The following is a 24,973-nucleotide window of genomic DNA, read 5'->3' on the forward strand; positions in this document are numbered from 1 at the left end:
AAGAAGGATATTAAATGAGACAATATGAAAGCTATAAATGCCAAAAATGCGGCAATGAAGTAGAAGTGCAAAATGTAGGTGGTGGAAAGCTTAGTTGCTGTGGTCAAGAAATGGAGTGCATTACTAAAGATTTAACAGCCATAAATTTGATGAAAGCTTTCGCAGGTGAATCTATGGCAAGAAACAAATATGATTTATTTGCAGATATTGCTCAAGAAGAAGGTTGGCATGCTATTGCAAAGCATTTTAGAGAAGCTGCAGAAAATGAAAAATGGCATGCAAGAGCTGAATTTAAAGCATACCATGAATTAGTAGATGGTAAAGCTTTAGAAGAAACTGCTAAAAATTTAATCTGTGCAGCAGAGGGTGAAAATTACGAGCATACTACCATGTATCCAAATTTTGCACAAATTGCAGAAGATGAAGGCAAAAAAAACATAGCAAGATTATTTACTGCTATTGGTAAAGTAGAAATTGAGCATGAAAGAGAATATTTAGCACTTAAAAAAATGCTTGAAGAAGAAGATTTCTTTAATTCAGAAGTAGAAGAATTATGGGTTTGTGAAGTTTGTGGGCATATACACCGTGGTAAAAAAGCACCAAATGCCTGTCCTTTGTGTAAAGCTCCAAAAGAATACTTCAAACGAGAATTTTTAGGATAATTTTAAAAATCTTGATAAAAATGATAAAATATTTTATTTTTATCAAGGCCTAATATGCAAATTTTAACTCATCCTTTTGAACCTTTCTTTGATGAACACTCAAAAGTTTTAATACTAGGTTCTTTTCCATCTATTAAATCAAGAGAAGAAAATTTTTATTATCAACATAGTAAAAATCGCTTTTGGCGTATTTTTGAAATATTATTTGAGTGTGAGTTAAAAACAGTACAAGTTCAAAAAGCTTTTTTAAAAGCAAATCATATAGCACTTTGGGATGTTATAGCAAGTTGTAAGATAAAAAATTCAGATGATAAAACTATTTCTTATGCCAAAGCAAATGATATAAGTATTATTTTAGATAAGGCAAATATAGAAAAAATTTGTGTATTAGGTAAAGTTGCAAGTAAATATTTTGCTAAATTTTATCCTGAGCAAGAATTTTTTGAACTTCCTTCAAGCTCACCTGCCAATATAAATTATTCTTTAGAAAATTTAGTAGAAAAATACACTATTATAAAGGAAAAATAATGGCTTTAGTTGGAGTAGATGAGGCTGGGCGTGGAGCTTTAGCTGGAGATATGCACTTGGCAGCTTGCAAGCTTTTAAAAAATATTGATGGTTTAGCTGATTCTAAAAAATTAAGTGCAAAAAAAAGAGAAGAATTATATGAGCAAATTCTTTCTAATTCAAATTTTTTAATCCTTGCTTTTTCACCTTTGCAAATTGATATTTTAGGACTTAATCAGTGTTTAAATTTGGGCTTAAAGATAATAAAAAAACATTTTAACCAAGATGAGATTTTATATGATGGAAATTTAAATTATGGTGTTTTGGGTATTAATACTATGATTAAAGCTGATATGAAAGTGCAAGAAGTTTCAGCCGCTAGTATATTAGCTAAGGTAAGTCGTGATCAAAAAATGTGTTATTTTTCTAAAATATATAATAATTATGATTTTGATAAACACAAAGGTTATGGTACAAAAGCTCATATAGAAAAGATTAAAGTATTTGGTTATTCACCTTTGCATCGCAAAAGTTTTATGTTAAAGTGTTTTGAGAAAAGCTTATTTGATTAGATTGTGTTTTGTAGTTTTAATAATGAAAAAATATAATTAAAAACTATTTTTTTAATAATAATCTATTAAAAATTATAATATTGGTCTAAAATACTCTATGTTTTAAGAAAAATTAATTTTTTTCTATTATAGTAATATAAAAATATTTTAAGGGGTATTATGTCTTTACTTTTAAGTGAGCTAAAGATTGGAAATTTTTATGTAAAAAATCGCATCGTAATGCCTCCTATGGATATGTATGAAACACAAGTTTTAGATGGTAAGATTAATCAATTTCACTTGATACATTATGGAGCTAGAGCTTTGGGTGGTGTTGGGCTTATCATAGTTCAAGCTTGTGCGATTAATGAAAATGCAAAAATTGCTGATAATGATATAGGCCTTTGGGGAGATTTTCAAATTCGAGGACATAAGGAGCTTGTCGATCTTTGTCATCATTTTGGTGCTAAAGTTGCTATCCAACTAAATCATAGTGGTCGTAAAAATTCATGCAAACAAGCTATATCAAAAGCCCCAAGTAATATTGCTTTTAGTGAAAAATTTTCTAAACTTCATGTTTTAAGTAAAGATGAAATTTTGCAAATTGAACAAGAATTTATCCAAAGTGCTAAAAGAGCTAAAGAAGCAGGCTATGATGCGATAGAACTTCATAGTGCTCATGGGTATTTGCTTAGTTCATTTTTATCTCCTTTATCAAATCAAAGAGATGATGAATATGGTGGTAGTTTTGAAAATAGAGCGCGTCTTTTGTGTGATATCATTAAGCGTATAAAAAAAGAAGTTGATATTACTTTATTTGTAAGAATTTCAGCTACAGAGTGGCAAGAGGGTGGTTGGAATTTGGAAGATAGTAAAAAACTTGCCTTGATTTTAGAAAATTTAGGCGTTGATATGTTAGATATTTCAGCAGGAGGAAATATTAACAAACCTTCTTTAGTGCCAAATATAGCACCACTTTATCAAGCTCCTTATGCTAAGGCTTTAAAAGAAGTTGTTAAAATTCCTATATCTTGTGTGGGTCTTATAAATAGTGCTAGCGAAGGTGAGGCTTTGCTTTTGGGTGAGGTGTGTGATTTAGTTTGTTATGGTAGAAAATTATTAAGAAATCCAAATTTTGCAAATGAAGCCGCAGTTGCTTTAAATGAAAGAGAAAAAATCACGCCAAACTACTCAAGAGCATATTTGTAAAATAATACAAAAAGTTTTTAGGTAAAAGCTTTTTTTATTATTTTTTACAAGGAGAAAATGTGGATAATCTTAAGTGGAATTCTTTTGATACGCGTTGGATGCTTTCTCTTTTTGGGACTGCAGTTGGTGCGGGGATTTTATTTTTACCTATTAAAGCAGGTGTTGGTGGTTTTTGGCCAGTTGTTGTAATGGCTTTGATTATTTTTCCAATGGTGTATTTAAGCCATAGAGCCTTAAGTCGTTTTGTATGTCAAGCAAATGGTAATGATAAAGATATTACTCATGCGGCTGAAGAGTATTTTGGTAGAAAAGTAAGTATTTTTATTTCTGTGCTTTATTTCTTTGCAATTTTCCCAATTTGTTTAGCATATTGTGTAGGTATAACTAATACTTTTGAGAGTTTTATTTATAATCAATTCTTACCACTTTTAGATCCAAATGGTTCTTTCGCAAACGCAATTAGTGCTATGTATCAAACAAGTGTAAATGAGCAAGGAAAAACTATAGCTAATTTACTTCCTTTTTATAGAGCGCTTTTTGCTTTTGTTTTAGTAAGTATTTTTATGCTTATTATGCTTTTTAGTGAAGAATTAATTACTAAAGTATGTGAGTGGCTTGTATATCCTTTATGTGCTATTTTATTTTTATTTTCTTTATATCTTATCCCGCAATGGTCGTTTGAAAGTTTTAGTGCTATTCCTGGAACAAAAGAATTTATTACTATAGTATGGCTAACTTTACCGGTTTTAGTGTTTTCATTTAATCACTCACCAGCGATTTCTACTTTTTCTTTAAGTGTAAAAAGACAATATCCTGAAAATTCAGTACAAAAAGCAAATCAAGTGTTATTTAGAACTTCTGTAATGTTACTTGCTTTTGTAATGTTTTTTGTGGTATCTTGCGTGCTTTCTTTAACTCCTGCAGAACTTGCTGAAGCTAGAGCACAAAACATACCTGTACTTTCTTATTTTGCTAATAAACTTGATAATCCATTTATTTCTTATGGTGGTCCACTAATCGCATTTTTAGCAATTTCTAGTTCATTCTTTGGGCATTATTTTGGTGCTAGGGAAGGTGCTTATGGTATAGTTAGAAAATGTTGTAAATTAGCAGGTAATGATAATCCGGATTTGAAAAAAATCGCAGTTTATTCAACTTTGGTAATGTATATTGTTATGTTAATTACTGCTTATGTAAATCCAAGTATTTTAGGTTTTATTGAAAGCTTAGGTGGTCCAATCATTGCCGCAATCTTATTTTTAATGCCTATGATTGCAATTTACACTGTATCTAAAATGAAAAAATTCCAAAACAAAGCTTTAGATGCATTTGTGTTTATCACAGGTATTTTGACAATCATCACTGTAATTTATACTTTTTAAGGTGCTGATGAATGAGTAGTAATTTAAGTATATTTAAAGTTGGTGTCGGTCCTTCATCTTCTCATACTTTAGGACCAATGCTAGCAGGGAATATGTTTTGTGAAAAAATCAAAGATAAAATCACACAAATTACAAAAATTCAAATCAAACTTTATGGCTCTTTATCGCTTACTGGTAAAGGCCATTTAAGTGATAAAGCTATTATATGGGGGTTGAGTGGCTTAAGAGCAAAAGAATTAAATATTGCTTTGCAAGATCGTGTGTTTAATAAAATTTTGCAAGATAAAATTTTGGTTTTAGATGCTCAAAAAGAATTAAATTTTGATTACGATAAAGATTTGATTTTTGAAAAAGACTTTTTACCTTTGCATGAAAATGGATTGAAAATAAGTGCTTATAATGAAAATGGAGAAATCATTGCTGAAGAAATTTATTATTCGGTAGGCGGTGGTTTTGTTATGAGTGAAGCTGAACTTCAAAAACACAAAGATGGAGCTTGTGAGCAAAAACATACTAAATTAGAACTTGATATTAATAATGCAAGTGATGCTTTAAGAATTTGCGAAGAAAATTCATGGGATCTAGCAAAACTCTCTTATGAATATGAGCTTCAATTTCACACTAAAGAAGAAATTAGAGCTTATTGTTTAGAAATTTGGGAAGTAATGCAAGAAGTTTATTATAATGGTATTCATCCAAGCTCAGATTTTCTTCCAGGGAATTTACATTTAAAACGCCGCGCCAAAGGACTTAATGAGCGTTTGGCTATGACAAGTGATCCTTTAGGAATTATTGATTTTATTTCTTTATATGCTATTGCTATTGCAGAGGAAAATGCAAGTGGAGCTAGAGTGGTAACTGCACCAACTAATGGTGCATGTGCTGTTGTACCTGCTGTAATGCTTTATCTTAAAAATCATACTATTGGTTTTAACGATGAAAAAGCCATTAATTTTTTACTTACTGCTATGTTAATAGGCTCTTTTTATAAGAAAAATGCAAGTATAAGTGGTGCTGAAGCTGGCTGTCAAGCTGAAATTGGTAGTGCAAGTTCTATGGCAGCAGGAGCTATGGCTACTGTAATGGGTTTTGATGCAAAGATAGCTTGTAATGCTGCTGAAATTGCAATGGAGCATCATTTAGGTTTAACTTGTGATCCAGTAAGTGGTTTAGTGCAAATTCCTTGTATAGAAAGAAATGCCTTTGGAGCGATTAAAGCAATTTCAGCTGCTAGAATGGCAATGAGTAGAAAATCAACTCCAAAAGTAAGTCTTGATGAGGTTATAAAAACTATGTATGAAACCGGCAAAGACATGAACTCAAAATACAAAGAAACTTCTTTAGGTGGCCTAGCTACTAATCTTACAAGTGTATGTTAAAACCTTAAGTTTTAAAACTTAAGGTTTTTCCTTAAAGCTTTTAAAAGCGCATAAATGCTAAATTTTTAAAAATTTTAAGGAAAATATAAATGATAGAAATCAAAAAACCAGCAGAAATAGAAAAACTACGCAAGGCAAATGAACTTGTAGCTAGAACGCTTGACTATCTAGAGGACATTATAGTTCCGGGTATGAGTTTAAAAGAAATTGACATTAAAGCAGAAGAATTTATACTTGATCATGGTGCAAAACCATCTTTTAAAGGCTTATATGGTTTTCCAGGCAGTATTTGTATCTCGCTTAATCAAGCTTGCATTCATGGCGTAGGGGATGAGCGTATTTTAAAAGAAGGCGATATTTTAGGGCTTGATGTGGGTACTTGCATAGATGGATATTATGGAGATGCAGCAAGGACTATACCTATAGGTCAAATTTCAGCCACTGATGAGGCTTTGATTGCTTGTGCTAAAGATGCTTTGTATTATGCTATAGATATTATCAAAGAAGGTATGCGTTTTAAAGAGCTTTCATATGAGCTTGGCGAGTTTATCACTAAAAGAGGATTTGTACCTTTGAAAGGTTATTGTGGTCATGGTATAGGTAAAAAGCCACACGGTGAGCCTGAAATTCCAAATTATTTAGAACCAGGTGCTAGTGCAAAAAGTGGACCTAAAATCAAAAATGGCATGGTATTTTGCATAGAACCTATGGTATGTCAAAAAGATGGCACACCGGTACATTTAAAAGGTAATTGGGAAGCAGGAAGCAAAGATGGATTAAATGCTGCTCATTATGAGCATTGTGTTGCAATTATAAATGGCAAAGCAGATATTTTATCTAAGTAAGAAAGTTTAAACTTTCTTACTCAAATGTTTTTAGTTTTTCTGAAAGTTTAGAAGCATTTTCTAAAACATCTTGTGAAATTTGTGTTAGCTCGAGTGAATAGTTTTTAACACAATTTGCAAGTTCAGTCACTTTTTCTACATTTTGTTCTAACTCATTCATTTTAGCTTTTGACTCATCGCTTTTTTCTTCCATAATTTTAGTAGAATGGATACTTGTTTTTAATTTTTCTATAGAAGCACCGACTTCACCTTGTAAGATATTAGCTTTGTTAGAAGTATCACTCATGGATTGATGAATTCCATCCATCAAGCTTTTGTTGTCATTAATTTGTTGTACTATAGTTCTTACAGTAGTTTCTATAGCGACTAAAGATTTTGTAGTTTTATCAGCTAAGTTTCTAACTTCATCGGCAACAACAGCAAAGCCTCTACCATGTTCTCCTGCACGAGCTGCTTCAATAGCTGCATTTAAAGCTAGTAAGTTAGTTTGATCGGCTATATCTTTGATAGCTGCTGTAACTTCTACAATACTATCAGCACTTTGTACTAGTATATCCATAGCACTTAAAACACTTTGTTCTTTTTCTCCACTTAGTAATATAAGCTCTACTAACTCTTTAAGTGTTTTTTCAACTTCTCCCATAACTTCTTGCATATCATGCATATCTTTTATAGTATTTTTAGCTAGATTTTGAGTTAAGTCTATATGACTTTCTAAAACAGAACTTATTTCATGGACATTAGAAATTTGCTCATGCTGTAAAAGTGAACTTTGCTGTAAAATTTCAGCATTTTGGGAAAGTTTTTGTGAGCTTTTGTGGCTTGAATTTGCAGTTTGTATGGCTTCTAAAACTGAATTTTGCACTATCTGTATGAAAGAATTAATATAGTTAGCACTTGTAGCTAATTCACTTTTTTTATCAATGTCTAATCTTGCACTTAAATTCGCATGTTCTCCTGCTAGATTTGCACTTAGTTTTTCAAGTAAAGATATAGGTATGATTACTTTTTTTAATGTTAAAAGTATGAAAAAAATCAATACAACTAAGGTAAATAGGAAAATTCCTATAGCTGTATAAAGATTATATTTATTTTGTAGATTGATATTTTTAGCAATTAAATTTTTGGTGTGCTAGAATTTGTTTTTGCAGTTCTTGATCAAGAAAACTTTGAGAATTGTCTTTTAATATTTTAATTTGACTTAATATCATCTTACAATGTGTATTAAAAAGCTCAAATAACTCTTGTGGTAATTGAGAATCTTTTGCGTTTAAATTTGTGACAAGATTTTGTAATCTATTTTGTACTAAAGGTTCTAATATATCCATAGTTCCTATAATGCTTAAAATATTTCCTATATATTCTATTTGTTTAGCCTCTTGAGTAGTGAGTGCTAATTGATTTGTTTGTTTGATGATTTTTTGTTGAATTTCGTAAAGATAAAGCTTTGAATTTATAGCAATAGAATTGGCTGATTTAAAATGTTGTAGTTGTGTATTTTTTTTCTGAAAAATTGCTTCTAGCTTTTTAGTATCTATTTCATTAGCTTTTAAAATAGCTAAAGTATTTTCAAAATCTTTTACTAGTTTGACGCTGATGTCATAGTTTTGTAGATTTAGTTTATTTTTAAAAATTTCATCTATTTTAGTATCTAGAATTTCTAATTTTTGAAAAGAATCCATAATAAGTGAATTTCTTTTGGTGGTATTGTAAGTATTAAAAATAAATAAAGTCAAAGTTAAAAGCAATACCAAAACCACTATGGATAAAGTGATGAATTGTTTTAAAAAAGAGAAAGTTTTTTTATTTGAGTGGATCATGGTATTCTCCTGTTAAAGAATTTAAAAATGCAACTATATCATCAACTACATCTTGCTCTAAAAATTTACCAAGCTGATAATACGCCATAAATTGTACGCAAGCATCAAGTGTTGGCATAGAACCATCATGAAAATAAGGAGCAGTTTTGGCTATGTTTCTAAGACTTGGCACTTTTACTACAAATTGATCGTGAGGATCTTGAGTGATCTCATAGCGTCCTTTCCAATTTGTTCCATTATCATAAGGAACAAATACCCCCATTTTTTGATACATATTTCCACCTATATTTTGTCCTTGATGGCACGCTATACAACCATTTGATAAAAAGGCATTATAGCCTCTTTTTGCTTGTTCGCTTATAGCATTTTTATCTCCCTTTAAGTAGCGGTCAAATGGGGAATTTGGCGTAAGTAAGGTTTTTTGAAATTCAGCTAAAGCATCTGCTATATTATCAAAGGTAACTTCTCCGTAAAGTCTTTTAAATTCTTTTTCATAAATTGCGTTAGTTTTTACTATTTGTACCACTTCATCTGCATCTTTTAATCCCATTTCTTTAGGGTTTAACAAAGGATGTTTGGCTTGTTCTTGTAAATCTTTTGCATTGCCTCTCCAAAATTGTGCTAGGCTAAAAACGGCATTAAAATTTGTAGGAGTATGGAATGGCTCATCTATTATGCCATTAATACCTGTTGAAAAAGTTTTATTATCTACTCCAAAATTTGCAATATCATGACAACTATTGCAAGATACTTTTTTATCTTTTGATAAACTTGTATCCATATAGAGTTTTTTTCCTAAAATAGCTTTTTCTTTATTATAAGGAATGCCTTCTGGTATAGGTGTAATCATTTCAAATGCTAAAAGTGGTAACAAAGAAAGTATTAAAACAATAAAAATTTTCATAATCATTTTCCTTTAATTTTATAAATTTTTAATTAATAATTTTTTTTAATTATAACATTAAAATCTTAACCTCTTATAAGTAAATATGGTAGTTATCAGTGTTATCAGGGATAAAAACAAAATATAAATAAAAATTCCATACACGAAAGGATTTTCAGGTTTTATAGCCAAAGAATGTAATGCAAATACAAGTTGAGGAGTGAAGCCACCCGCTATTGCATAAGCTATATTATAAGAAAAAGAAATTCCACTAAAACGAATACTTGGCTTAAAAATTTTACACATTAAAATAGGTGCTAAAGCATTAATACCACCAAAAAAACACGCTATAAAATAAAAATATATGCTCAAATGCAAAATTTGAGCATAGAAAAAATAAAAATAAAAAAAGCACGATAAACTAAATCCTATGGTAAAAATTAAAGCGGTAACTAAAAAACCAAATTTATCAACCCAAATTCCAGCAAGTAAAGTTCCACAAGATAAAATTACTATTGCAAACATTTGGATTAAAATCGCATCTGTTTTATCAAGAATCAAAACTTCTGATATAAAATTAGGCATAAGTAAAATAAGTATTATCACGCAAGCTGTGAGCATCCAAGTTAAAAGCATAGAAGCAATGATGTCTAAATAAATATTTTTTTCTTTAAAAAGTGTTTTTAAAGGAAATTTTTCTAAATCATTTTCTTGTCGCATTTTTTGAAAAACAGGTGTTTCTTCTAAAAATTTTCTAAGATATATAGAAATGATACCAAAAAATCCACCTATAGCAAATGGAATACGCCAAGCATATTCATAAATTGCTTCTTGATCAAAGTAATGATTAATCGCTAAGGCAACAATACAACCTAAAAGAATTCCAAAAGCCATAGAAGCATTAATAGCGCTAACATAAAAACTATCTCTTCCATCGGGTGCATGTTCTTTTACAAATACCCAAGCACCAGGGAGTTCTCCGCCTATAGCTATACCTTGAGCTATTCTAACAAGTAGTAAAAAAATAGGAGCAAAATATCCTATAGTTTCAAAAGTAGGTATAAAAGCTAGAGAGAAAGTTGGAAGCACCATGAGTAATATACTAAGCATAAACATCTTTTTGCGACCCATTTTATCTCCAAAATGTGCCATAATTATACCACCGATTGGTCTAGCTAAATATCCTGCCGCGAAAGCCCCATAAGTGTTTAAAAGTTTCCAAAAATCGCTTAAATCACTAGGAAAAAAATTTCTTGAAATATAATTAGCAAAAAATACAAAAATAACAAAATCATAAAATTCTAAAGCTCCACCCAAAGAAGATAAGGAAAGAGTTTTAAAATCACCTCTTTTTAAAGTTTTTGACATCTATAAATACTTTCTTTTTGTAGTAATTTTGTAATTATAGTAAAAATATTATAGTTTGTAAAAAAATATTAAAAATTTAAAAAGAAAAATTGTGATAAAATAATAGCTTTGTATTTTATAGAAAGGAGAGAAATATTGGCAAAAGATGATATTATCGAAATCGATGGTAATGTAATCGAAGCTTTACCTAATGCGACTTTTAAAGTCGAATTAGATAATAAACATGTGATACTTTGTCATATTGCAGGTAAAATGCGTATGCATTATATTAGAATTATGCCTGGCGATAGAGTTAAAGTAGAGCTAACGCCTTATAGTCTTGATAAGGGTCGTATTACATTTAGATACAAATAAGTCTAAGTTGTTTAAAAGCAAAAGTAAAGTATAATTAGCACTTTTGCAGAAATTGCAATAAAACTGTATGAAGAAGTATTTTCAAAATCACCACTTATTTTGAAAATAGTTGGTTGCTCTAAAAACCTGGTGCAGTTGTAAAAAAGTGGAATTTACAATAACAGGAGTAAAGCATGAAAGTTAGACCATCTGTTAAAAAGATGTGTGACAAATGCAAAGTAGTTCGTCGTAAAGGCGTAGTTCGCATTATTTGCGAAAATCCAAAACACAAACAAAGACAAGGATAATTTATGGCTCGTATTGCAGGTGTAGATTTACCAAAGAAAAAAAGAATTGAATATGGTTTGACTTATATTTATGGTATAGGTTTGCATACTTCAAGAAAAATCTTAGATAAAACCGGAATTTCTTATGATAAAAGAGTTCATGAGTTAAGTGAGGACGAAGCAGCGGCTATCCGTAAAGAAATTCAAGAAAACTATATGGTTGAGGGTGATCTTAGAAAACAAGTTGCTATGGATATCAAAGCATTAATGGATCTAGGAAGCTTTAGAGGCTTAAGACATAGAAAAGGCTTACCGGTTCGTGGTCAAAAAACAAAAACAAATGCCAGAACTAGAAAAGGTAAGAGAAAAACCGTTGGTGCAAAATCATAAGGATAGAAAATGGCAAAAAGAAAAGTTGTTAAGAAAAAAATAGTTAAAAAAAATATAGCTAAAGGTATAGTTTATATCAGTGCAACATTTAATAATACTATGGTTACTGTAACTGATGAAATGGGAAATGCTATTGCATGGAGTAGTGCAGGTGGTTTAGGATTTAAAGGTTCTAAAAAATCAACTCCTTATGCGGCGCAACAAGCAGTAGAAGATGCTTTAAATAAAGCAAAAGAACATGGTATTAAAGAAGTAGGCATTAAAGTACAAGGGCCAGGAAGTGGTCGTGAAACAGCAGTTAAAAGTGTAGGTGCTATGGAAGGTATCAAAGTAACTTTCTTAAAAGATATTACCCCATTAGCTCATAATGGTTGTAGACCACCAAAACGTCGTCGTGTCTAAGAATAAGATATAAGATTTAGGAGAATTATAATGGCAAGATATAGAGGACCAGTAGAAAAATTAGAAAGACGACTTGGCGTAAGCTTGGCAATGAAAGGCGAAAGAAGATTAGCAGGTAAAAGTGCTTTAGATAAACGCCCTTACGCACCAGGTCAGCATGGACAAAGAAAAGCTAAAATTAGTGAATATGGACTTCAATTAAGAGAAAAACAAAAAGCTAAATTTATGTATGGTGTTAGTGAAAAACAATTTAGAAGATTATTTAGTGAAGCTGCTAGAAAAGATGGCAATACCGGTGCGCTTTTAATCCAGCTTTTAGAACAAAGACTTGATAATGTTGTTTATAGAATGGGTTTTGCTACAACACGCCGTTTTGCTAGACAACTTGTAACTCATGGACACATTTTAGTAAATGGTAAAAGAGTAGATATTCCTAGTTATAGAGTAGAAGCAGGTCAAAAAGTTGAAGTGATTGAAAAAAGCAAAAACAATCCTCAAATTTCAAGAGCGATCGAACTTACTGCTCAAACTGGTATAGTTGCTTGGGTTGATGTAGAAAAAGATAAAAGATTTGGAATTTTTACAAGAAAACCTGAAAGAGAAGAAGTTATCATTCCAGTTGAGGAAAGATATATCGTTGAGTTGTACTCTAAATAATAAAGGTTTTTGATATGAGACATATTACAACTTCTGCTTATACACCAACAGAGTTTAGTATTGAAAATATCAGTGATACAGTAGCAAAAGTAAGTGCATGGCCTTTTGAAATCGGTTATGCTATTACTTTGGCGCATCCTTTGCGTCGTTTGCTTTATTCAAGCACAGTAGGTTTTGCTCCAACAGGAGTTAAAATCAAAGGCGTAGCACATGAATTTGATAGTATGCGTGGTATGCTTGAAGATGTAGCATTGTTTATTATTAATCTAAAAAAATTAAGATTTAAACTAAAAACAGATTCTGAAAAAGAAATCGTAACTTTTAGTTTTAAAGGACCAAAAGAAATTTGCGGAAAAGACTTAGACAATGAAGTTGTTGAAGTTGTGAATGCAGATAGCTATCTTGCAACGATTAATGAAGATGCAGATTTAGAATTTACTTTAATCATTGAAAAAGGTATAGGTTATGTGCCTTCTGAAGAAATTCAAAATTTCTTAGATCCTGAATTTATAGCACTTGATGCGTTCTTTACTCCGGTAAAACATGCGGTTTATGATATAGAAAAAGTGCTTTTTGAAGATAATCCAGATTATGAAAAAGTTGTTTTTACAATCACAACTGATGGTCAAATTTCACCAAGTGATGCTTTTAAAAATGCTTTAGAAGCAATGTATAAACAATTATCAGTGTTTGATAAAATCACTAATGCACAAAGCGTTGTAAGAAGTCAAACACCAAATAATGAAGTAGAACATGTAAAATTACTTCAAAATATAACTGAGTTAAATTTAAGTGCAAGAAGTTTTAACTGCTTAGAAAAAGCAAATGTAGTTTATATTGGTGAACTTGCCTTAATGAGTGTTAGCGAACTTGCAGATTTAAAAAATCTTGGTAAAAAATCTTTAGATGAGATTAAAAGTGTAATGGAATCTATAGGTTTCCCTATAGGAAATTCAAAACTCAGTGATAGTGCAAAAGAAACGCTAAAGAAAAAAATTACAGAATTAAAAGCACAAAATGAAGGATAATCAATGAGACATAGACATGGATATAGAAAGTTAGGTCGCACTTCTACTCATCGTGCAGCCTTATTAAAAAACCTTACCATTGCTATTATTAAAGCAGGTAAAATAGAAACAACATTACCTAAAGCAAAAGAATTAAGAGGTTATGTTGAAAGATTGATCACTCGTGCAAGAAAAGGTGATTTCAATGCTCACAGAGCAATTTTTGCTAGCTTACAAGATAAAGAAGCCACAAATAAACTTGTAACAGAAATTGCACCTAAATTCGCAGATAGAAATGGTGGTTATACAAGAATTATCAAAACAAGAATTCGTCGTGGCGATGCTGCAGAAATGGCTTTCATCGAATTTGTAGCTTAATTTTTAGCCTTTTTAAAGGCTAAAAACTTCTTATTTTTATTTATTTACTTACTATTTTTTGTATTTTTATCCATTTTTTGCTACTATTAATCTTTTTAACTACAAAAAAGGAAAAAAATGCAAGAAAATTCAAGATTACGCATAGCTATACAAAAATCAGGTCGTTTGAGTAAAGATTCTATTGCCTTGCTTGAGTCCATAGGCGTAAAACTTCGCATACACGATCAAAGTTTAATTGCTTTTTCTACAAATTTACCTATTGATTTACTTAGAGTAAGAGATGATGATATACCAGGGTTAATTTTTGATGGAGTAGTAGATCTTGGTATAGTTGGGGAAAATGTTTTAGAAGAAAATGAGTTAGAAAGAAAATCAAAAAACGAAAATGCAGATTTTATAATGCTTAAAAAGCTTGATTTTGGTGGGTGCCGCTTGTCTTTAGCATTACCAGAAAATAGTGAGTATAAAGGTATAGAAAGTTTTAAAAATTTACGCATAGCAACTTCTTATCCACAGCTTTTAAAGCGTTTTATGGAAGAAAATAATATCCCCTATAAAACTTGTATGCTAACAGGCTCAGTTGAAGTAGCACCAAGTGCAAATTTAGCTGATGGAATTTGTGATTTGGTTTCAAGTGGTGCTACTTTAAAAGCAAATGGACTTAAAGAAGTTATGGTAATTTATAAGTCAAAAGCTTGCATTATCCAAAGAAAAGAAAGTTTAGCTTCACACAAACAAGAATTAATCGATAAATTACTCATTAGAATTCATGGAGTTATGCAAGCAAGAGAGTCAAAATACATCATGTTGCATGCTCCTATTGAAAAGCTAGAAAAAATCACAGCCTTGTTACCAGGTGTTGAAAAACCTACGATTTTACCTTTAGAAAATGATAAAGCTAGAGTGGCACTGCATATGGTAAGTCAAGAAAATTTATTTTGGGAAACTATGGAAGCTTTGAAAAAAGAAGGTGCAAGTGCGATTTTAGTTTTACCTATTGAAAAAATGCTCTCTTAAAGGATAAAAATGCAAATACTTGATTTTGAAAAATTAAACCAAAACGAACAAGAATTAGCACTCAAGCGTCCTGCTATGAGTGCTAATGCACAGGTTAAAACCATAGTAGAACAAATCATTGAAGATGTTAAAACAAATGGCGATGAAGCTTTAAAACAAATGGCTGTAAAATTTGATAAAGTAGAGTTAAATTCCATCAAACTAAGCGATGAAGAGCTTAGTAATTTAGCAGAGCAAATTGATGATGAGTTAAAACAAGCTATCAAAATAGCTTATGAAAATATCTATAAATTCCACAAAGCTCAAGAAAGTCAAACCATAGAGGTTCAAACCTTTGAAGGGGTAACTTGCAAGGTGCTAACAAGAGCCATTGAAAAAGTAGGGCTTTATATACCAGGAGGTTTAGCGCCACTTTTTTCAACCGCACTTATGCTAGCTATCCCTGCTAAAATTGCAAAATGTAAATTCATAGCTTTAGCTTCCCCAGCGCCATTACATCCTGCCATTGCTTTTGTGGCAAAACTTTGTGAAGTTGATGCAGTGTATCAAATAGGTGGAGCAGGAGCTATAGCAGCGCTTGCTTATGGAACGCAAAGTGTGCAAAAAGTAGATAAAATTTTTGGTCCAGGAAATGCCTTTGTAACTGAAGCTAAAAAGCAAGTTAATAATCATGGAGTAGCTATTGATATGCAAGCAGGGCCTTCTGAAGTGTTAGTTTTAGCAGATGAGTTTGCTAATGCTAAATTTATAGCTTCAGATTTACTCTCGCAAGCTGAACATGGAGCAGATTCTCAAGCGATTTTAGTTTGCACAAGTGAAAAATTAGCCAAAGAAGTAGATAATGAAGTTGCTTTACAGCTTAAAAAACTCTCGCGTAAAGAAATTGCTTCAAAATCTTTAGCACACTCTAAAATCATTCTTGCAAAAGATATAAAACATGCCATAAGTATTTCAAATGACTATGCACCCGAGCATTTGATCATCCATACACAAAATCCATCTAGCTTACTTGATGATATTATGCATGCAGGTTCAATATTTTTAGGTGAGTATTCTCCAGAATCCATGGGAGATTATGCAAGTGGGACAAATCATGTATTGCCAACTTATGGTTTTACTAAGTCTTATTCTTCATTAGGGCTTGTTGATTTTATGAAAAGAATGAGCGTGCAAGAACTTAGCAAAGAAGGCTTTAAAAAGCTTGGTCCTGTGGTGGAAATTTTAGCAGCAGCTGAAGGACTTGATGGGCATAAAAATGCCGTGAGTTTAAGATTAGAAAGTCTAAAATGAGTGCAAAAATTTTATTTATCGATAGAGATGGTACGCTCATTGATGAACCAAAAGATGATTTTCAAATTGATTCTTTGGAAAAACTTGAGTTTGAAAAAGGTGCTATCAATGCGCTTTTAAAGTTAAAAAATTTTGGTTTTAAATTTGTTATGGTAAGTAATCAAGATGGTCTAGGCACAAATTCTTTTCCTAGGGAAAATTTTGACAAGGCTCATGAAAAAATGCTAAGTGTTTTTCAAAGTTGTGGCATAGAATTTGAAGATATTTTTATATGCCCGCATTTTGAGCATGAAAATTGCGCCTGCAGGAAGCCAAAAACTGCCATGCTTGGAAACTATATCAAAAATAAGCTTTATGATAAAAATAAAAGTTTTGTTATCGGCGATAGAGACAGCGATATGCTTTTGGCGCAAAATCTTGAAATTCAAGGTTTAAAATATGACAAAAATGACTTTAATTGGGAGCAAATCGCTGATTTTATTTTGCAAAATTACCGCAGCGCCTGTATAGAGCGTAATACCAAAGAAACCCAAATTCAAGTTAAAATGGCTTTTAATGAAAAAGCAAAAGCTAATATAAAAACAAATATCGCATTTTTTGATCATATGTTAGAGCAAATTGCTACGCATGCAAATATATCTTTAGAAGTAAGATGCAAAGGGGATTTAGAAGTTGATGAACATCACAGCGTAGAAGATGTCGCACTTGCTTTGGGCGAGGCTATTAAAAATGCACTAGATCAAAAAATAGGTATTGCAAGATATGGCTTTGTTTTACCTATGGATGAGTGTTTGGCAAGTTGCGCGATTGACTTTTGTAATAGACCGCATTTAGTTTATAAGGCTAAGTTTAAAAAAGAAAAGCTTGGAGAATTAAGCACAGAAATGATAGAGCATTTTTTCTACTCACTAAGCTATGCTATGGGTGCGAGTTTGCATTTAAAAGTTAAAGGCAAAAACGATCATCACAAAGCCGAAGGACTTTTTAAAGCCTTTGCAAGAGCTTTAAAAATGGCTATAAAAATAGAAAATGAAAACCTAGCAAGCTCTAAAGGAGTGATATGAAACTAGCTATTATAGATACAGGTTGTGCGAATTTAGCTTCTCTTGCTTTTGCACTCGAGCGTTTAGGACAAAAAAGTATTATCACGCATGATTTAAAAGAACTCTCACAAGCAGATAAGCTTTTACTTCCTGGGGTTGGCACAGCAGCTAAAGCAATGGCTAATCTACAAGCACTTAATTTAGAAAATTTTATCCAAACTACCACAAAACCACTTTTGGGCATTTGTCTTGGTATGCAAATTTTGGGTAAATTTTCAGAAGAATTACACCAAAAAACACTTGGTATTATGCCTTTTGAAACACAAAAATTCCAAGAAAAAGCAAATTTTACTTTCCCGCATATGGGGTGGAATCAAGTCTTTAGCTCTCATGAGCTTTTTAAAGATTTAGATGGAGCTTATTTTTATTTTGTGCATAGTTATTGTGTGGGGCTAAATGAATACACCATCGCAGAGTGTGAGTATTCTACCAAATTTAGTGCAAGTTTAAATAAAGACAATTTTTATGGTGTGCAGTTTCACCCTGAAAGAAGCGGCGAAGCGGGCGAAGTATTATTAAAAAATTTCATAAATATGTAGGTAAAAATGCAAACTCAAATCATTCCGGCATTAGACTTAATAGATGGCAAAGTAGTAAGGCTTTATAAAGGAAATTATGCTAAAAAGCAAGAATACAGCTTTGATCCTTTAGTTAAATTTCAAGAGTATGAGGCTCAAGGTGTTGCTTGGCTTCATTTGGTGGATTTAAGTGGTGCAAAAGATCCTAGCAAAAGACAACTAAAACTTATAGAAAACCTAGCTTCTAAGATTAGAGTAAATCTTCAAGTAGGTGGAGGAATTCGCACTAAAGATGAAGTTAAAGCTTTGTTTGATAGCGGTGTTAAACGCGTAGTTATAGGCTCTTTAGCGGTTAAAAATAAGCCCCTTACACAAGAGCTTTTAAATGAATTTGGCGTAGAAAATATAGTCTTAGCACTTGATAGTATTTGCGTTAAAGATGAGTTTTTTGTGGCTGTTGATGCATGGAGTAAAACAAGCGATGAGAGTTTGTTTGGGCTTTTAAATTTTTATAAAGATGTAAAGCATATTTTATGCACAGATATTTCTAAAGATGGCACGATGAGTGGAGCAAACATCACTTTATACAAAGCTTTGCATGAGAAATTCCCACATTTGCAAACCCAAGCAAGTGGAGGCGTGGCGAGCTTAGAAGATTTTAAAAAGCTAAATGGCATAGTAAGTGGTATCATCGTAGGTAAAGCCTTGCTTGATAAAGAATTTAACATAAAGGAGGCTCAAGAATGCTTACAAAACGCATAATTGCATGTTTAGATGTAAAAGATAGTAGAGTAGTTAAAGGGGTGCAGTTTAAAAATCATGAAGATATGGGAGATGTTATAGAACTTGCTAAATTTTACTCACAAAATGGCATTGATGAGCTTGTATTTTATGATATTACAGCTTCAGCCAAGAATGAGCGTATCAATAGAGCTTGGGTAAGCAAAGTAGCACAAAATATCTCTATACCATTTTGCGTTGCAGGAGGTATAAAAAGCGAAGATGACGCAAAAGAACTTTTAGCAAATGGTGCTGATAAAATTTCTATTAATTCCCCTGCTTTAAATGATCCTGATTTAATCTCACGCCTTGCAAAAAGCTTTGGAGTTCAATGTGTAGTCGTAGGTATAGATACTTTTAAAGATGAAAACAACGAGCTTTTAGTCTATAAATACACCGGAGATGAGAGCAAATCTCATCATAGTGGTAAAAAAACACTAGAGTGGGTAAAGCAAGTATGCGAGCTAGGAGCTGGCGAAATCGTGCTAAATATGATGAATCAAGATGGCATGAGAAAGGGATATGATCTTGATCAACTTGCTAAAGTTAGAAAAATTTGTCCTGTGCCTTTAGTGGCAAGCGGTGGTGCAGGAGCTAAAGAGCATTTTTTGGACGCTTTTAAACTTGGTGTTGATGGAGCTTTAGCAGCTTCAGTGTTTCATAAAAAACTTATAGATATTAAAGAATTAAAACTATTTTTAAAAGATCAAGGTATACAAATTCGTATTTAAAAGGAAAAACTATGGGTATAAATGAAGAAGAATTTATAAAAAGTATAAATTGGCAAAAGGTAAATAACCTTATCCCTGTGATAATCCAAGATTATCATTCTTGTGAAGTTTTAATGCAAGGTTTTATGAATGAACAAGCTCTAAGAGAGAGTTTTAAGCACCAAAAGGTTGTATTTTACTCACGCACTAAAGAGCGTTTGTGGATGAAAGGTGAGCAAAGCGGGAATTTCTTGCATATCATAGATATGGGACTTGATTGCGATAGAGATTGTATTTTAATCCTTGTAAAAGCTCAAGGCGCTACTTGTCATACAGGCGATACTTCTTGTTTTGAAACGCTTTCTAAAAAAGCTGATTTTGTGTTTTTATCGCGTCTTGAAAGACTTATAAACTCACGCAAAAACACTTGTGCAAGCTCTTCTTACACGGCCGAACTTTTTTCAAAAGGCACTAAACGCATAGCACAAAAAGTAGGTGAAGAAGGCGTTGAAACCGCTTTGGCTGCTACTATTAAAGATAAAGATGAGTTGATAAATGAAGCTGCTGATTTACTTTATCATTTAGAAGTGTTATTAGCTGATGCGGATTTGAGTTTAAATGATGTGATTGCTAAATTAAAAGAAAGAAATAAAAGTTAAGCGTGATTTCTCACGCTTAATTAAGCAATATTTTTGAAAAGATTCACTGACTATATCGAGTAATTTTAAAAAAACTTTACACATTAAAATCTAATTTTTGATTTATTTTCTACTTTTTAATTTCATTTTATTTGTATTTTTGGAACACTTATTGCTTTATCTTGGCTAAGCAATAGTAGATTGTGAAGTAATCACAAAGCAATATTTTTTAAAGGATTTAATTATGATGAGATCTCTTTGGGCTGGGGTTTCAGGACTCCAAGCACACCAATACGCAATGGATGTAGAAGGTAATAACATAGCCAATGTTAATACATTTGGTTTTAAATATTCTCGTGCGGATTTCTCAACGCTTATGAGTCAAACTTCTAAGATAGCTACAGCTCCAGATGGCAACCTAGGTGGTAAAAACCCTATGCAAGTTGGACTTGGTGCAGGTGTAAATTCTACTACTAGAATTCACTCTCAAGGTAATATCCAAACTACAGACAAAAACACCGATATGGCTATCAATGGTGATGGATTTTTCATCGTTTCAAATGATGGTGGCACTACGCAGTTTTTCACCCGTGCAGGGGACTTTAAAACAGACGCAGTAGGAAATTTCGTAGATAATAACGGCTACACCGTTCAAGGCTGGAATTATAATCAAGAAACAGGGCAAATTGACTCTTCAACTTCAGTGCAAGATATAGTTATCCCACCTGGTATGAGCATGCCTGCTAGAGCAAGTACTTCAGTAAGCCTTACAGCAAATTTAGATAGTGGTAATACTTTAGGTATGAATGCTTCTGCTAAAAGACCTATTTATGCTCTTGATTCTACTCATGGTAGAAGAGAAGATACTGGAACAGCGATAGATGAAAATGATACTGGACATACTGAGTTTTATACTACTTCTAAAAGTGGAGCCCAAGTAACTGAAAAAGGTGTAGATATGGGCGTAGTGTTTAACGCTCAAGGTGAGGGTTTAAATCTAAGAAATGGACAAGGTATGTGGGTAAGTTTTGCTGATGCTAAATGGACTACCCAGAATCCATTTCCAACTAATGTTCCTTCTGAACAAGCTAAAATGATTGCCAATACAGATTATTCTTTTTGGGGTTATACTAATACAAATGGAACTCAAGTGCCTGCTACTTTAGATATAACTATTAATGGAACTAGAATCCAAGCTACAGGCGTAGGACAAGATACTTTTATCAATGCTATCAATGCTAAGACATCAGAAACAGGTGTAGTAGCTTCTATAGTAGATGGTAGAATGACTTTTACAAATGATAATAGCACTGGAACTACATCAAAAACTAAAAATATTAATATATCTATGGGTCCAACAAATACAGCTGGAGAAACTATTAATTTTACAGCAGATGAGTTACAAAATGCAGATTTAAATAAAGTTCCAAATGTTGGCAATGCTATTCTAGGTAGGGCAAATGTAGAGGTAATTACAGCTCATGAGTATATTTATAGTTCTAATAATGTGGATATAGGAGCAAATCCTAATCCAAATGCACAAACAGCTGAACAAGCGAATATGCCTAGTGCAAATGGACAAAGAACTTTCCATACTACTGAAGATTTAAGAGAGCTTTTACAAAGAGATGCAAGATATGCTGTTGATTATGATGGAAGCGGAAGTATAGTGAATTGGGCTAATGGGGCAGTTGGAGCTGATGCTAATCCTGGCGTAGAAGTAGTGGTAGAAAGTGATGGTAGATTTAAAATCACAAATCCAGCTGGCGATAATGCTAAAGATATGACTTTTAAAGTTACAGGTTATTCTAATGAGGCAAACAAAATCGCTACAAATGATAAATTCACAGCGATGTTTAGTGCCTTAGATGGAAATTTCAACGCAGGTAATAATGAAAAATATTCTCAAGACATGTATCTTTCAGCTCATACTGCTAGTATAGAGATTTTTGACTCATTAGGAACTAGACATGAGCTAACCGTGCAATTTACCAAACAAACTAAAACAGCAGATGGTGGGGCTGAATGGTCTATCATCATTTCAGTGCCTGAACCTGCAGAGATTAATTTTAGCGGTGATGGTGCTCCTGGAAATATAGTGGTAGGAAATTTAAGATTTGGTAATGATGGCTCACTTCAAAGCTATACACCAAATGTATTAAATTTCACCGGAAATAACGGCTCAAAACCTGATCAAGTTATAAAACTTGACTTTGGAACAACAGGTGGTTTTGATGGTTTAACAAGCTATGATAAAGACTCATCTACTACTAAACAAGAAACAGATGGTTACACAGGGGGTAATCTAAAGCCAGACGCATTAAGAACTGATGAGAATGGTTATATCTATGGAGAATTTACAAATGGTAAAACTCTAGCGCTAGCTAAGGTTGCTCTAGCTACTTTCCCAAATAATATGGGTCTTGAAGAAATGGGTAATAACCTTTATAAAGCGACAGCAAACTCAGGAACAGCTACCATAGGTCATGCGGGCGAAGGCGGTAGAGGGGGCTTAAAAGGCTCAGCTATAGAAATGTCAAATGTGGATTTAAGTCGTGCATTAACAGAGCTTATCGTAATCCAAAGGGGTTATCAAGCAAACTCAAAAACGATTACCACAAGTGATCAGCTTTTAAATACTTTGCTTCAATTAAAACAATAATTTTAACCCAAGGTTTTAAAACCTTGGGATCAAGCTTTACAAGGTTATCGAGGTAGCCTTGTAATACTTGATAGCCTTGAAGCCTTCAATCTATTGCTAACTCACTTCTTTCTTGCCTTAAGGAGTGAGTAGCATGATTTGCATATCGACAAGTTAAAATAAAAATTTATAAACTTTGGTTTTTAAAATTTATCATTAATGGTTCTAGCCATTTGGTAGTTTCAAATACTTCTAGCCTGTTGTTTTTAAATTCTAAGAGTTTTTTATAATTTTGAGTATTGTCAAAAATAGTAATGCGATTACAGAATTTGGCAACGGTGTTAAAATTTTGTAAAGACTCGTAGTATCTTTTTTCTATAAGTTCTTCTTTTATATCATGCCCGCCTTTAGCTACGCGAATTTTAACTCTTTGTTTTGCTGTGTTTGGAGAGTCTAGTCCGATGTAGTAAAGATTTATAGTGTAAGAATTTTTTTGTAGCTTTTTGAATAAAGATAAAATGCTAGTGCCACAAAGTGTGGTTTCTTGGTTAAAATCATAAGCTTTTTTAATATAGTTTTCACGCATTTTAATGGCTATCCTTGAAGCTCTAAATTGATCTTCTTGATTTTTCCAATCACCAAAGCTACTTACGATTTCATCGATGTTGATTCTAAGTCCAAAGTCTTTGTTTTTTTCAAGTTCATTATAATATAAGGTAGTTTTTCCACATCCTTCGGCTCCTGCAAAAATAGTAGCTATTTTTTTCATTAATAAAGCCTTTATTTTATTGATTGATGAGAAATTTTAACATAAATTGTTTATAAGTGTTTTGAAAATAAATATAAAGTTTTTTGAAAAAGGTTCGATATAGTTAGTGAATCTTTTCAAAAATATTGCTTAATTAAGCGTGAGAAATCACGCTTAACTTCTTTTTGATTTTATTTAACTTTCTTTTATTAATCAAACTTAGATAAGAAATCAAAGATAAAAATGTGCAAGTTCCTAAAATAAGTGATAAAAATATAGGTGTATTAGCATTTAAAAGACTTACTAAAAATGCCATTACTCCCGCCATAGCAAATTGTGCTGCACCTAAGAGTGCTGAAGCACTGCCTGCATTTTGTTTTGATCTTGCCATAGCTAAGGTTGTGGTATTTGGCAGGATAAAACCCAAACTTGCTATGATAAAACACAAAGGAATTTCAAAAGCCCAAAAACCTAGCTCAAAAGTTGCACCCAAAATGAGTAAAAAAGTTAAAAAAGTAATTACCATAAGCGCTCTAGGGAGTATATAATAAGGAGAAAATCTAAGGACTAATCTTGCATTGATATTTGCACATATAACAAAGCTTAGAGCATGAGCTCCAAAAAGGGCTGCGTATTGTTGCTCGCTTAATCCAAAAACGCGTGTAAAAACAAAAGATGAGCCGGTTAAATAAGCAAAAAAACCTGCAAATATTAAATTTCCACAAAGCAAATACACTATAAAACGGCGATCTTTTAAAACTTTTTTGTAACTTTTTGTAACCTCTTTGTGATTGAATTTTTTTCCTTTGGTGTTGTGATTGCTTTCTTTTAGAACAAAAATAACAAGTAAAAATAAAATAAAGCCTAAGATAAACAATGTTAAAAATATACTACGCCAAGAAAAAAATTCAAGTAAAATTCCACCAAAAGTAGGAGAAAGCATAGGTGCTAAAGAAGTAAAAACCATCATTAAAGCATAAACTCCTGCTGCTTCTTTAAGCTCAAAAACATCATTTACTATAGCTCTTGCTACGACTACACCCACGCAACCCCCTAAAGCTTCAAAAAAACGCAAAGCTATAAAAGCATGAATGGAATCAACTAAAACACAAGCAATACTTGAAGAAATAAAAATAAAAAGTCCTATATATAAAGGTTTTTTTCTGCCATATACATCACTTAATGGTCCATATAAAAGCTGACCTAAAGAAAAGGCGATGAAAAAACTTGCAAGAGAAAGTTGAGTGTAAAAAGAATTTGTTTGAAAGCTTTTTTCTACTTCATTTAAAGCAGGTAAATACATATCAGTTGAAAGTGGTGCTATGGCAGATAAAAAGCCTAGTATGATAATGAGTTTGAGTTTTTCAAAACCTTTTATTTGGGTGTGTTTTTGCATAAAATTTCCTAAAGTCTTTTTACCATTGTATAGCAAAAAGTCTAAAATAAACAATAATTTACATTTTTTAAA

At 32.1% G+C, this 24,973-nt stretch carries 28 protein-coding genes; 22 read left to right on the forward strand and 6 right to left on the reverse strand.

Translation table 11 applies throughout. The features are described 5' to 3' along the window. Positions 1-14: 14 nt before the first annotated feature. From L8X28_RS01710 to map, 7 genes are all read left to right on the forward strand, one after another. Positions 15-662 (forward strand): ferritin family protein, encoded by a 648-nt coding sequence (locus tag L8X28_RS01710; protein ID WP_220567003.1) that lies wholly within the window; start codon positions 15-17, stop codon positions 660-662. A gap of 54 nt (positions 663-716) precedes the next feature. Beyond that, complete coding sequence (locus L8X28_RS01715; RefSeq protein ID WP_263665347.1) at positions 717-1,190, forward strand: DNA-deoxyinosine glycosylase; 474 nt, start codon at positions 717-719, stop codon at positions 1,188-1,190. Then, positions 1,190-1,741: a ribonuclease HII gene (locus tag L8X28_RS01720; RefSeq protein ID WP_263665348.1), complete on the forward strand. Its 552-nt coding sequence runs from the start codon at positions 1,190-1,192 to the stop codon at positions 1,739-1,741. Before L8X28_RS01715 ends, L8X28_RS01720 begins: the two co-directional genes overlap by 1 nt. A gap of 159 nt (positions 1,742-1,900) precedes the next feature. After that, a complete protein-coding gene (locus tag L8X28_RS01725; protein WP_220567006.1) occupies positions 1,901-2,929 on the forward strand; it encodes a tRNA-dihydrouridine synthase in 1,029 nt (342 codons plus the stop codon). Positions 2,930-3,027: 98 nt separating this feature from the next. Then, a complete protein-coding gene (locus L8X28_RS01730; RefSeq protein ID WP_133319191.1) occupies positions 3,028-4,311 on the forward strand; it encodes an aromatic amino acid transport family protein in 1,284 nt (427 codons plus the stop codon). An 11-nt stretch (positions 4,312-4,322) separates the two neighbouring features. Beyond that, on the forward strand, positions 4,323-5,690 hold the full coding sequence (locus L8X28_RS01735; protein ID WP_133319140.1) for an L-serine ammonia-lyase: 1,368 nt from the start codon (positions 4,323-4,325) through the stop codon (positions 5,688-5,690). Between the two features lie 89 nt (positions 5,691-5,779). Further along, positions 5,780-6,535, forward strand: a complete 756-nt coding sequence (gene map / locus L8X28_RS01740; protein ID WP_263665349.1) for a type I methionyl aminopeptidase — start codon at positions 5,780-5,782, stop codon at positions 6,533-6,535. A gap of 16 nt (positions 6,536-6,551) precedes the next feature. Here the strand turns inward: map and L8X28_RS08395 are convergent, their stop codons facing one another. From L8X28_RS08395 to L8X28_RS01760, 4 genes are all read right to left on the reverse strand, one after another. Beyond that, the gene (locus tag L8X28_RS08395; protein ID WP_393921357.1) at positions 6,552-7,199 is read right to left on the reverse strand and encodes a methyl-accepting chemotaxis protein; all 648 of its coding nucleotides are present in this window, start codon (positions 7,197-7,199) and stop codon (positions 6,552-6,554) included. A 445-nt stretch (positions 7,200-7,644) separates the two neighbouring features. Next, complete coding sequence (locus L8X28_RS01750) at positions 7,645-8,355, reverse strand: DAHL domain-containing protein (protein WP_263665350.1); 711 nt, start codon at positions 8,353-8,355, stop codon at positions 7,645-7,647. Next, positions 8,339-9,262 carry a cytochrome-c peroxidase gene (locus tag L8X28_RS01755; RefSeq protein WP_263659248.1) on the reverse strand — a complete coding sequence of 308 codons (924 nt, stop codon included), beginning with the start codon at positions 9,260-9,262 and terminating at the stop codon, positions 8,339-8,341. The genes L8X28_RS01750 and L8X28_RS01755 overlap by 17 nt, the downstream gene beginning before the upstream one ends. A gap of 54 nt (positions 9,263-9,316) precedes the next feature. After that, positions 9,317-10,606 carry an MFS transporter gene (locus tag L8X28_RS01760; RefSeq protein WP_263665351.1) on the reverse strand — a complete coding sequence of 430 codons (1,290 nt, stop codon included), beginning with the start codon at positions 10,604-10,606 and terminating at the stop codon, positions 9,317-9,319. A 135-nt stretch (positions 10,607-10,741) separates the two neighbouring features. Between L8X28_RS01760 and infA the strand changes: the two genes are divergently transcribed. The 15 genes from infA (at position 10,742) to flgE (ending at position 22,778) form a co-directional block, all read left to right on the forward strand. Next, positions 10,742-10,960, forward strand: coding sequence for a translation initiation factor IF-1 (infA, locus tag L8X28_RS01765; RefSeq protein ID WP_012660842.1), 219 nt, complete (start codon positions 10,742-10,744; stop codon positions 10,958-10,960). Positions 10,961-11,133: 173 nt separating this feature from the next. Continuing rightward, positions 11,134-11,247 carry a 50S ribosomal protein L36 gene (gene rpmJ / locus L8X28_RS01770; protein WP_002781429.1) on the forward strand — a complete coding sequence of 38 codons (114 nt, stop codon included), beginning with the start codon at positions 11,134-11,136 and terminating at the stop codon, positions 11,245-11,247. A 3-nt stretch (positions 11,248-11,250) separates the two neighbouring features. Further along, a complete protein-coding gene (gene rpsM, locus L8X28_RS01775) occupies positions 11,251-11,616 on the forward strand; it encodes a 30S ribosomal protein S13 (protein WP_012660843.1) in 366 nt (121 codons plus the stop codon). A 9-nt stretch (positions 11,617-11,625) separates the two neighbouring features. After that, a complete protein-coding gene (gene rpsK, locus L8X28_RS01780; RefSeq protein ID WP_133319145.1) occupies positions 11,626-12,018 on the forward strand; it encodes a 30S ribosomal protein S11 in 393 nt (130 codons plus the stop codon). Positions 12,019-12,048: 30 nt separating this feature from the next. After that, the gene (rpsD, locus tag L8X28_RS01785; RefSeq protein WP_263659172.1) at positions 12,049-12,675 is read left to right on the forward strand and encodes a 30S ribosomal protein S4; all 627 of its coding nucleotides are present in this window, start codon (positions 12,049-12,051) and stop codon (positions 12,673-12,675) included. A 14-nt stretch (positions 12,676-12,689) separates the two neighbouring features. Continuing rightward, positions 12,690-13,703: a DNA-directed RNA polymerase subunit alpha gene (locus L8X28_RS01790; protein ID WP_039627711.1), complete on the forward strand. Its 1,014-nt coding sequence runs from the start codon at positions 12,690-12,692 to the stop codon at positions 13,701-13,703. Positions 13,704-13,706: 3 nt separating this feature from the next. Then, the gene (gene rplQ / locus L8X28_RS01795) at positions 13,707-14,060 is read left to right on the forward strand and encodes a 50S ribosomal protein L17 (RefSeq protein WP_263665352.1); all 354 of its coding nucleotides are present in this window, start codon (positions 13,707-13,709) and stop codon (positions 14,058-14,060) included. A 117-nt stretch (positions 14,061-14,177) separates the two neighbouring features. Further along, positions 14,178-15,077 carry an ATP phosphoribosyltransferase gene (gene hisG / locus L8X28_RS01800; protein ID WP_133319147.1) on the forward strand — a complete coding sequence of 300 codons (900 nt, stop codon included), beginning with the start codon at positions 14,178-14,180 and terminating at the stop codon, positions 15,075-15,077. Positions 15,078-15,086: 9 nt separating this feature from the next. Next, entirely contained in the window at positions 15,087-16,367 is a 1,281-nt protein-coding gene (gene hisD, locus L8X28_RS01805) for a histidinol dehydrogenase (RefSeq protein WP_258107774.1), read from the forward strand. Next, positions 16,364-17,431: a bifunctional histidinol-phosphatase/imidazoleglycerol-phosphate dehydratase HisB gene (hisB, locus tag L8X28_RS01810; protein ID WP_263665353.1), complete on the forward strand. Its 1,068-nt coding sequence runs from the start codon at positions 16,364-16,366 to the stop codon at positions 17,429-17,431. The genes hisD and hisB overlap by 4 nt, the downstream gene beginning before the upstream one ends. Beyond that, entirely contained in the window at positions 17,428-18,009 is a 582-nt protein-coding gene (hisH, locus tag L8X28_RS01815; protein ID WP_133319152.1) for an imidazole glycerol phosphate synthase subunit HisH, read from the forward strand. The genes hisB and hisH overlap by 4 nt, the downstream gene beginning before the upstream one ends. 6 nt (positions 18,010-18,015) lie before the next feature. Continuing rightward, complete coding sequence (locus L8X28_RS01820) at positions 18,016-18,750, forward strand: 1-(5-phosphoribosyl)-5-[(5-phosphoribosylamino)methylideneamino] imidazole-4-carboxamide isomerase (protein WP_263665354.1); 735 nt, start codon at positions 18,016-18,018, stop codon at positions 18,748-18,750. Beyond that, positions 18,732-19,499, forward strand: coding sequence for an imidazole glycerol phosphate synthase subunit HisF (hisF, locus tag L8X28_RS01825; RefSeq protein WP_263665355.1), 768 nt, complete (start codon positions 18,732-18,734; stop codon positions 19,497-19,499). The genes L8X28_RS01820 and hisF overlap by 19 nt, the downstream gene beginning before the upstream one ends. A gap of 11 nt (positions 19,500-19,510) precedes the next feature. Then, a complete protein-coding gene (gene hisIE / locus L8X28_RS01830) occupies positions 19,511-20,137 on the forward strand; it encodes a bifunctional phosphoribosyl-AMP cyclohydrolase/phosphoribosyl-ATP diphosphatase HisIE (protein WP_133319155.1) in 627 nt (208 codons plus the stop codon). A gap of 223 nt (positions 20,138-20,360) precedes the next feature. Next, positions 20,361-22,778 carry a flagellar hook protein FlgE gene (gene flgE, locus L8X28_RS01835; RefSeq protein ID WP_263665356.1) on the forward strand — a complete coding sequence of 806 codons (2,418 nt, stop codon included), beginning with the start codon at positions 20,361-20,363 and terminating at the stop codon, positions 22,776-22,778. A 166-nt stretch (positions 22,779-22,944) separates the two neighbouring features. On the opposite strand, the gene L8X28_RS01840 is transcribed toward flgE, so the two are convergent. Continuing rightward, positions 22,945-23,526, reverse strand: coding sequence for a zeta toxin family protein (locus tag L8X28_RS01840; RefSeq protein ID WP_263665357.1), 582 nt, complete (start codon positions 23,524-23,526; stop codon positions 22,945-22,947). Positions 23,527-23,659: 133 nt separating this feature from the next. Further along, positions 23,660-24,901, reverse strand: a complete 1,242-nt coding sequence (locus L8X28_RS01845) for a multidrug effflux MFS transporter (RefSeq protein WP_263665358.1) — start codon at positions 24,899-24,901, stop codon at positions 23,660-23,662. Between the last annotated feature and the right edge of the window lie 72 nt (positions 24,902-24,973).

Source organism: Campylobacter sp. CNRCH_2016_0050h (genome assembly GCF_025772605.1).
Classification (GTDB): Bacteria; Campylobacterota; Campylobacteria; order Campylobacterales; family Campylobacteraceae; genus Campylobacter_D; species Campylobacter_D lari_D.

Bases quoted from the DNA above. Each gene is read 5' to 3' on its own strand.
- rpsD (WP_263659172.1), top strand. From the start codon at position 12,049: ATGGCAAGATATAGAGGACCAGTAGAAAAATTAGAAAGACGACTTGGC.
- L8X28_RS01790 (WP_039627711.1), top strand. From the start codon at position 12,690: ATGAGACATATTACAACTTCTGCTTATACACCAACAGAGTTTAGTATT.
- flgE (WP_263665356.1), top strand. From the start codon at position 20,361: ATGATGAGATCTCTTTGGGCTGGGGTTTCAGGACTCCAAGCACACCAA.
- rpmJ (WP_002781429.1), top strand. From the start codon at position 11,134: ATGAAAGTTAGACCATCTGTTAAAAAGATGTGTGACAAATGCAAAGTA.
- L8X28_RS01735 (WP_133319140.1), top strand. From the start codon at position 4,323: ATGAGTAGTAATTTAAGTATATTTAAAGTTGGTGTCGGTCCTTCATCT.
- L8X28_RS01725 (WP_220567006.1), top strand. From the start codon at position 1,901: ATGTCTTTACTTTTAAGTGAGCTAAAGATTGGAAATTTTTATGTAAAA.
- hisD (WP_258107774.1), top strand. From the start codon at position 15,087: ATGCAAATACTTGATTTTGAAAAATTAAACCAAAACGAACAAGAATTA.
- L8X28_RS01750 (WP_263665350.1), bottom strand. From the start codon at position 8,355: ATGATCCACTCAAATAAAAAAACTTTCTCTTTTTTAAAACAATTCATC.
- L8X28_RS01715 (WP_263665347.1), top strand. From the start codon at position 717: ATGCAAATTTTAACTCATCCTTTTGAACCTTTCTTTGATGAACACTCA.
- hisF (WP_263665355.1), top strand. From the start codon at position 18,732: ATGCTTACAAAACGCATAATTGCATGTTTAGATGTAAAAGATAGTAGA.
- L8X28_RS01730 (WP_133319191.1), top strand. From the start codon at position 3,028: ATGCTTTCTCTTTTTGGGACTGCAGTTGGTGCGGGGATTTTATTTTTA.
- hisG (WP_133319147.1), top strand. From the start codon at position 14,178: ATGCAAGAAAATTCAAGATTACGCATAGCTATACAAAAATCAGGTCGT.
- rpsM (WP_012660843.1), top strand. From the start codon at position 11,251: ATGGCTCGTATTGCAGGTGTAGATTTACCAAAGAAAAAAAGAATTGAA.
- map (WP_263665349.1), top strand. From the start codon at position 5,780: ATGATAGAAATCAAAAAACCAGCAGAAATAGAAAAACTACGCAAGGCA.
- rpsK (WP_133319145.1), top strand. From the start codon at position 11,626: ATGGCAAAAAGAAAAGTTGTTAAGAAAAAAATAGTTAAAAAAAATATA.
- L8X28_RS01840 (WP_263665357.1), bottom strand. From the start codon at position 23,526: ATGAAAAAAATAGCTACTATTTTTGCAGGAGCCGAAGGATGTGGAAAA.
- L8X28_RS01820 (WP_263665354.1), top strand. From the start codon at position 18,016: ATGCAAACTCAAATCATTCCGGCATTAGACTTAATAGATGGCAAAGTA.
- rplQ (WP_263665352.1), top strand. From the start codon at position 13,707: ATGAGACATAGACATGGATATAGAAAGTTAGGTCGCACTTCTACTCAT.
- L8X28_RS01720 (WP_263665348.1), top strand. From the start codon at position 1,190: ATGGCTTTAGTTGGAGTAGATGAGGCTGGGCGTGGAGCTTTAGCTGGA.
- hisIE (WP_133319155.1), top strand. From the start codon at position 19,511: ATGGGTATAAATGAAGAAGAATTTATAAAAAGTATAAATTGGCAAAAG.
- L8X28_RS01845 (WP_263665358.1), bottom strand. From the start codon at position 24,901: ATGCAAAAACACACCCAAATAAAAGGTTTTGAAAAACTCAAACTCATT.
- L8X28_RS01760 (WP_263665351.1), bottom strand. From the start codon at position 10,606: ATGTCAAAAACTTTAAAAAGAGGTGATTTTAAAACTCTTTCCTTATCT.
- L8X28_RS08395 (WP_393921357.1), bottom strand. From the start codon at position 7,199: ATGCATGATATGCAAGAAGTTATGGGAGAAGTTGAAAAAACACTTAAA.
- hisH (WP_133319152.1), top strand. From the start codon at position 17,428: ATGAAACTAGCTATTATAGATACAGGTTGTGCGAATTTAGCTTCTCTT.
- hisB (WP_263665353.1), top strand. From the start codon at position 16,364: ATGAGTGCAAAAATTTTATTTATCGATAGAGATGGTACGCTCATTGAT.
- L8X28_RS01710 (WP_220567003.1), top strand. From the start codon at position 15: ATGAGACAATATGAAAGCTATAAATGCCAAAAATGCGGCAATGAAGTA.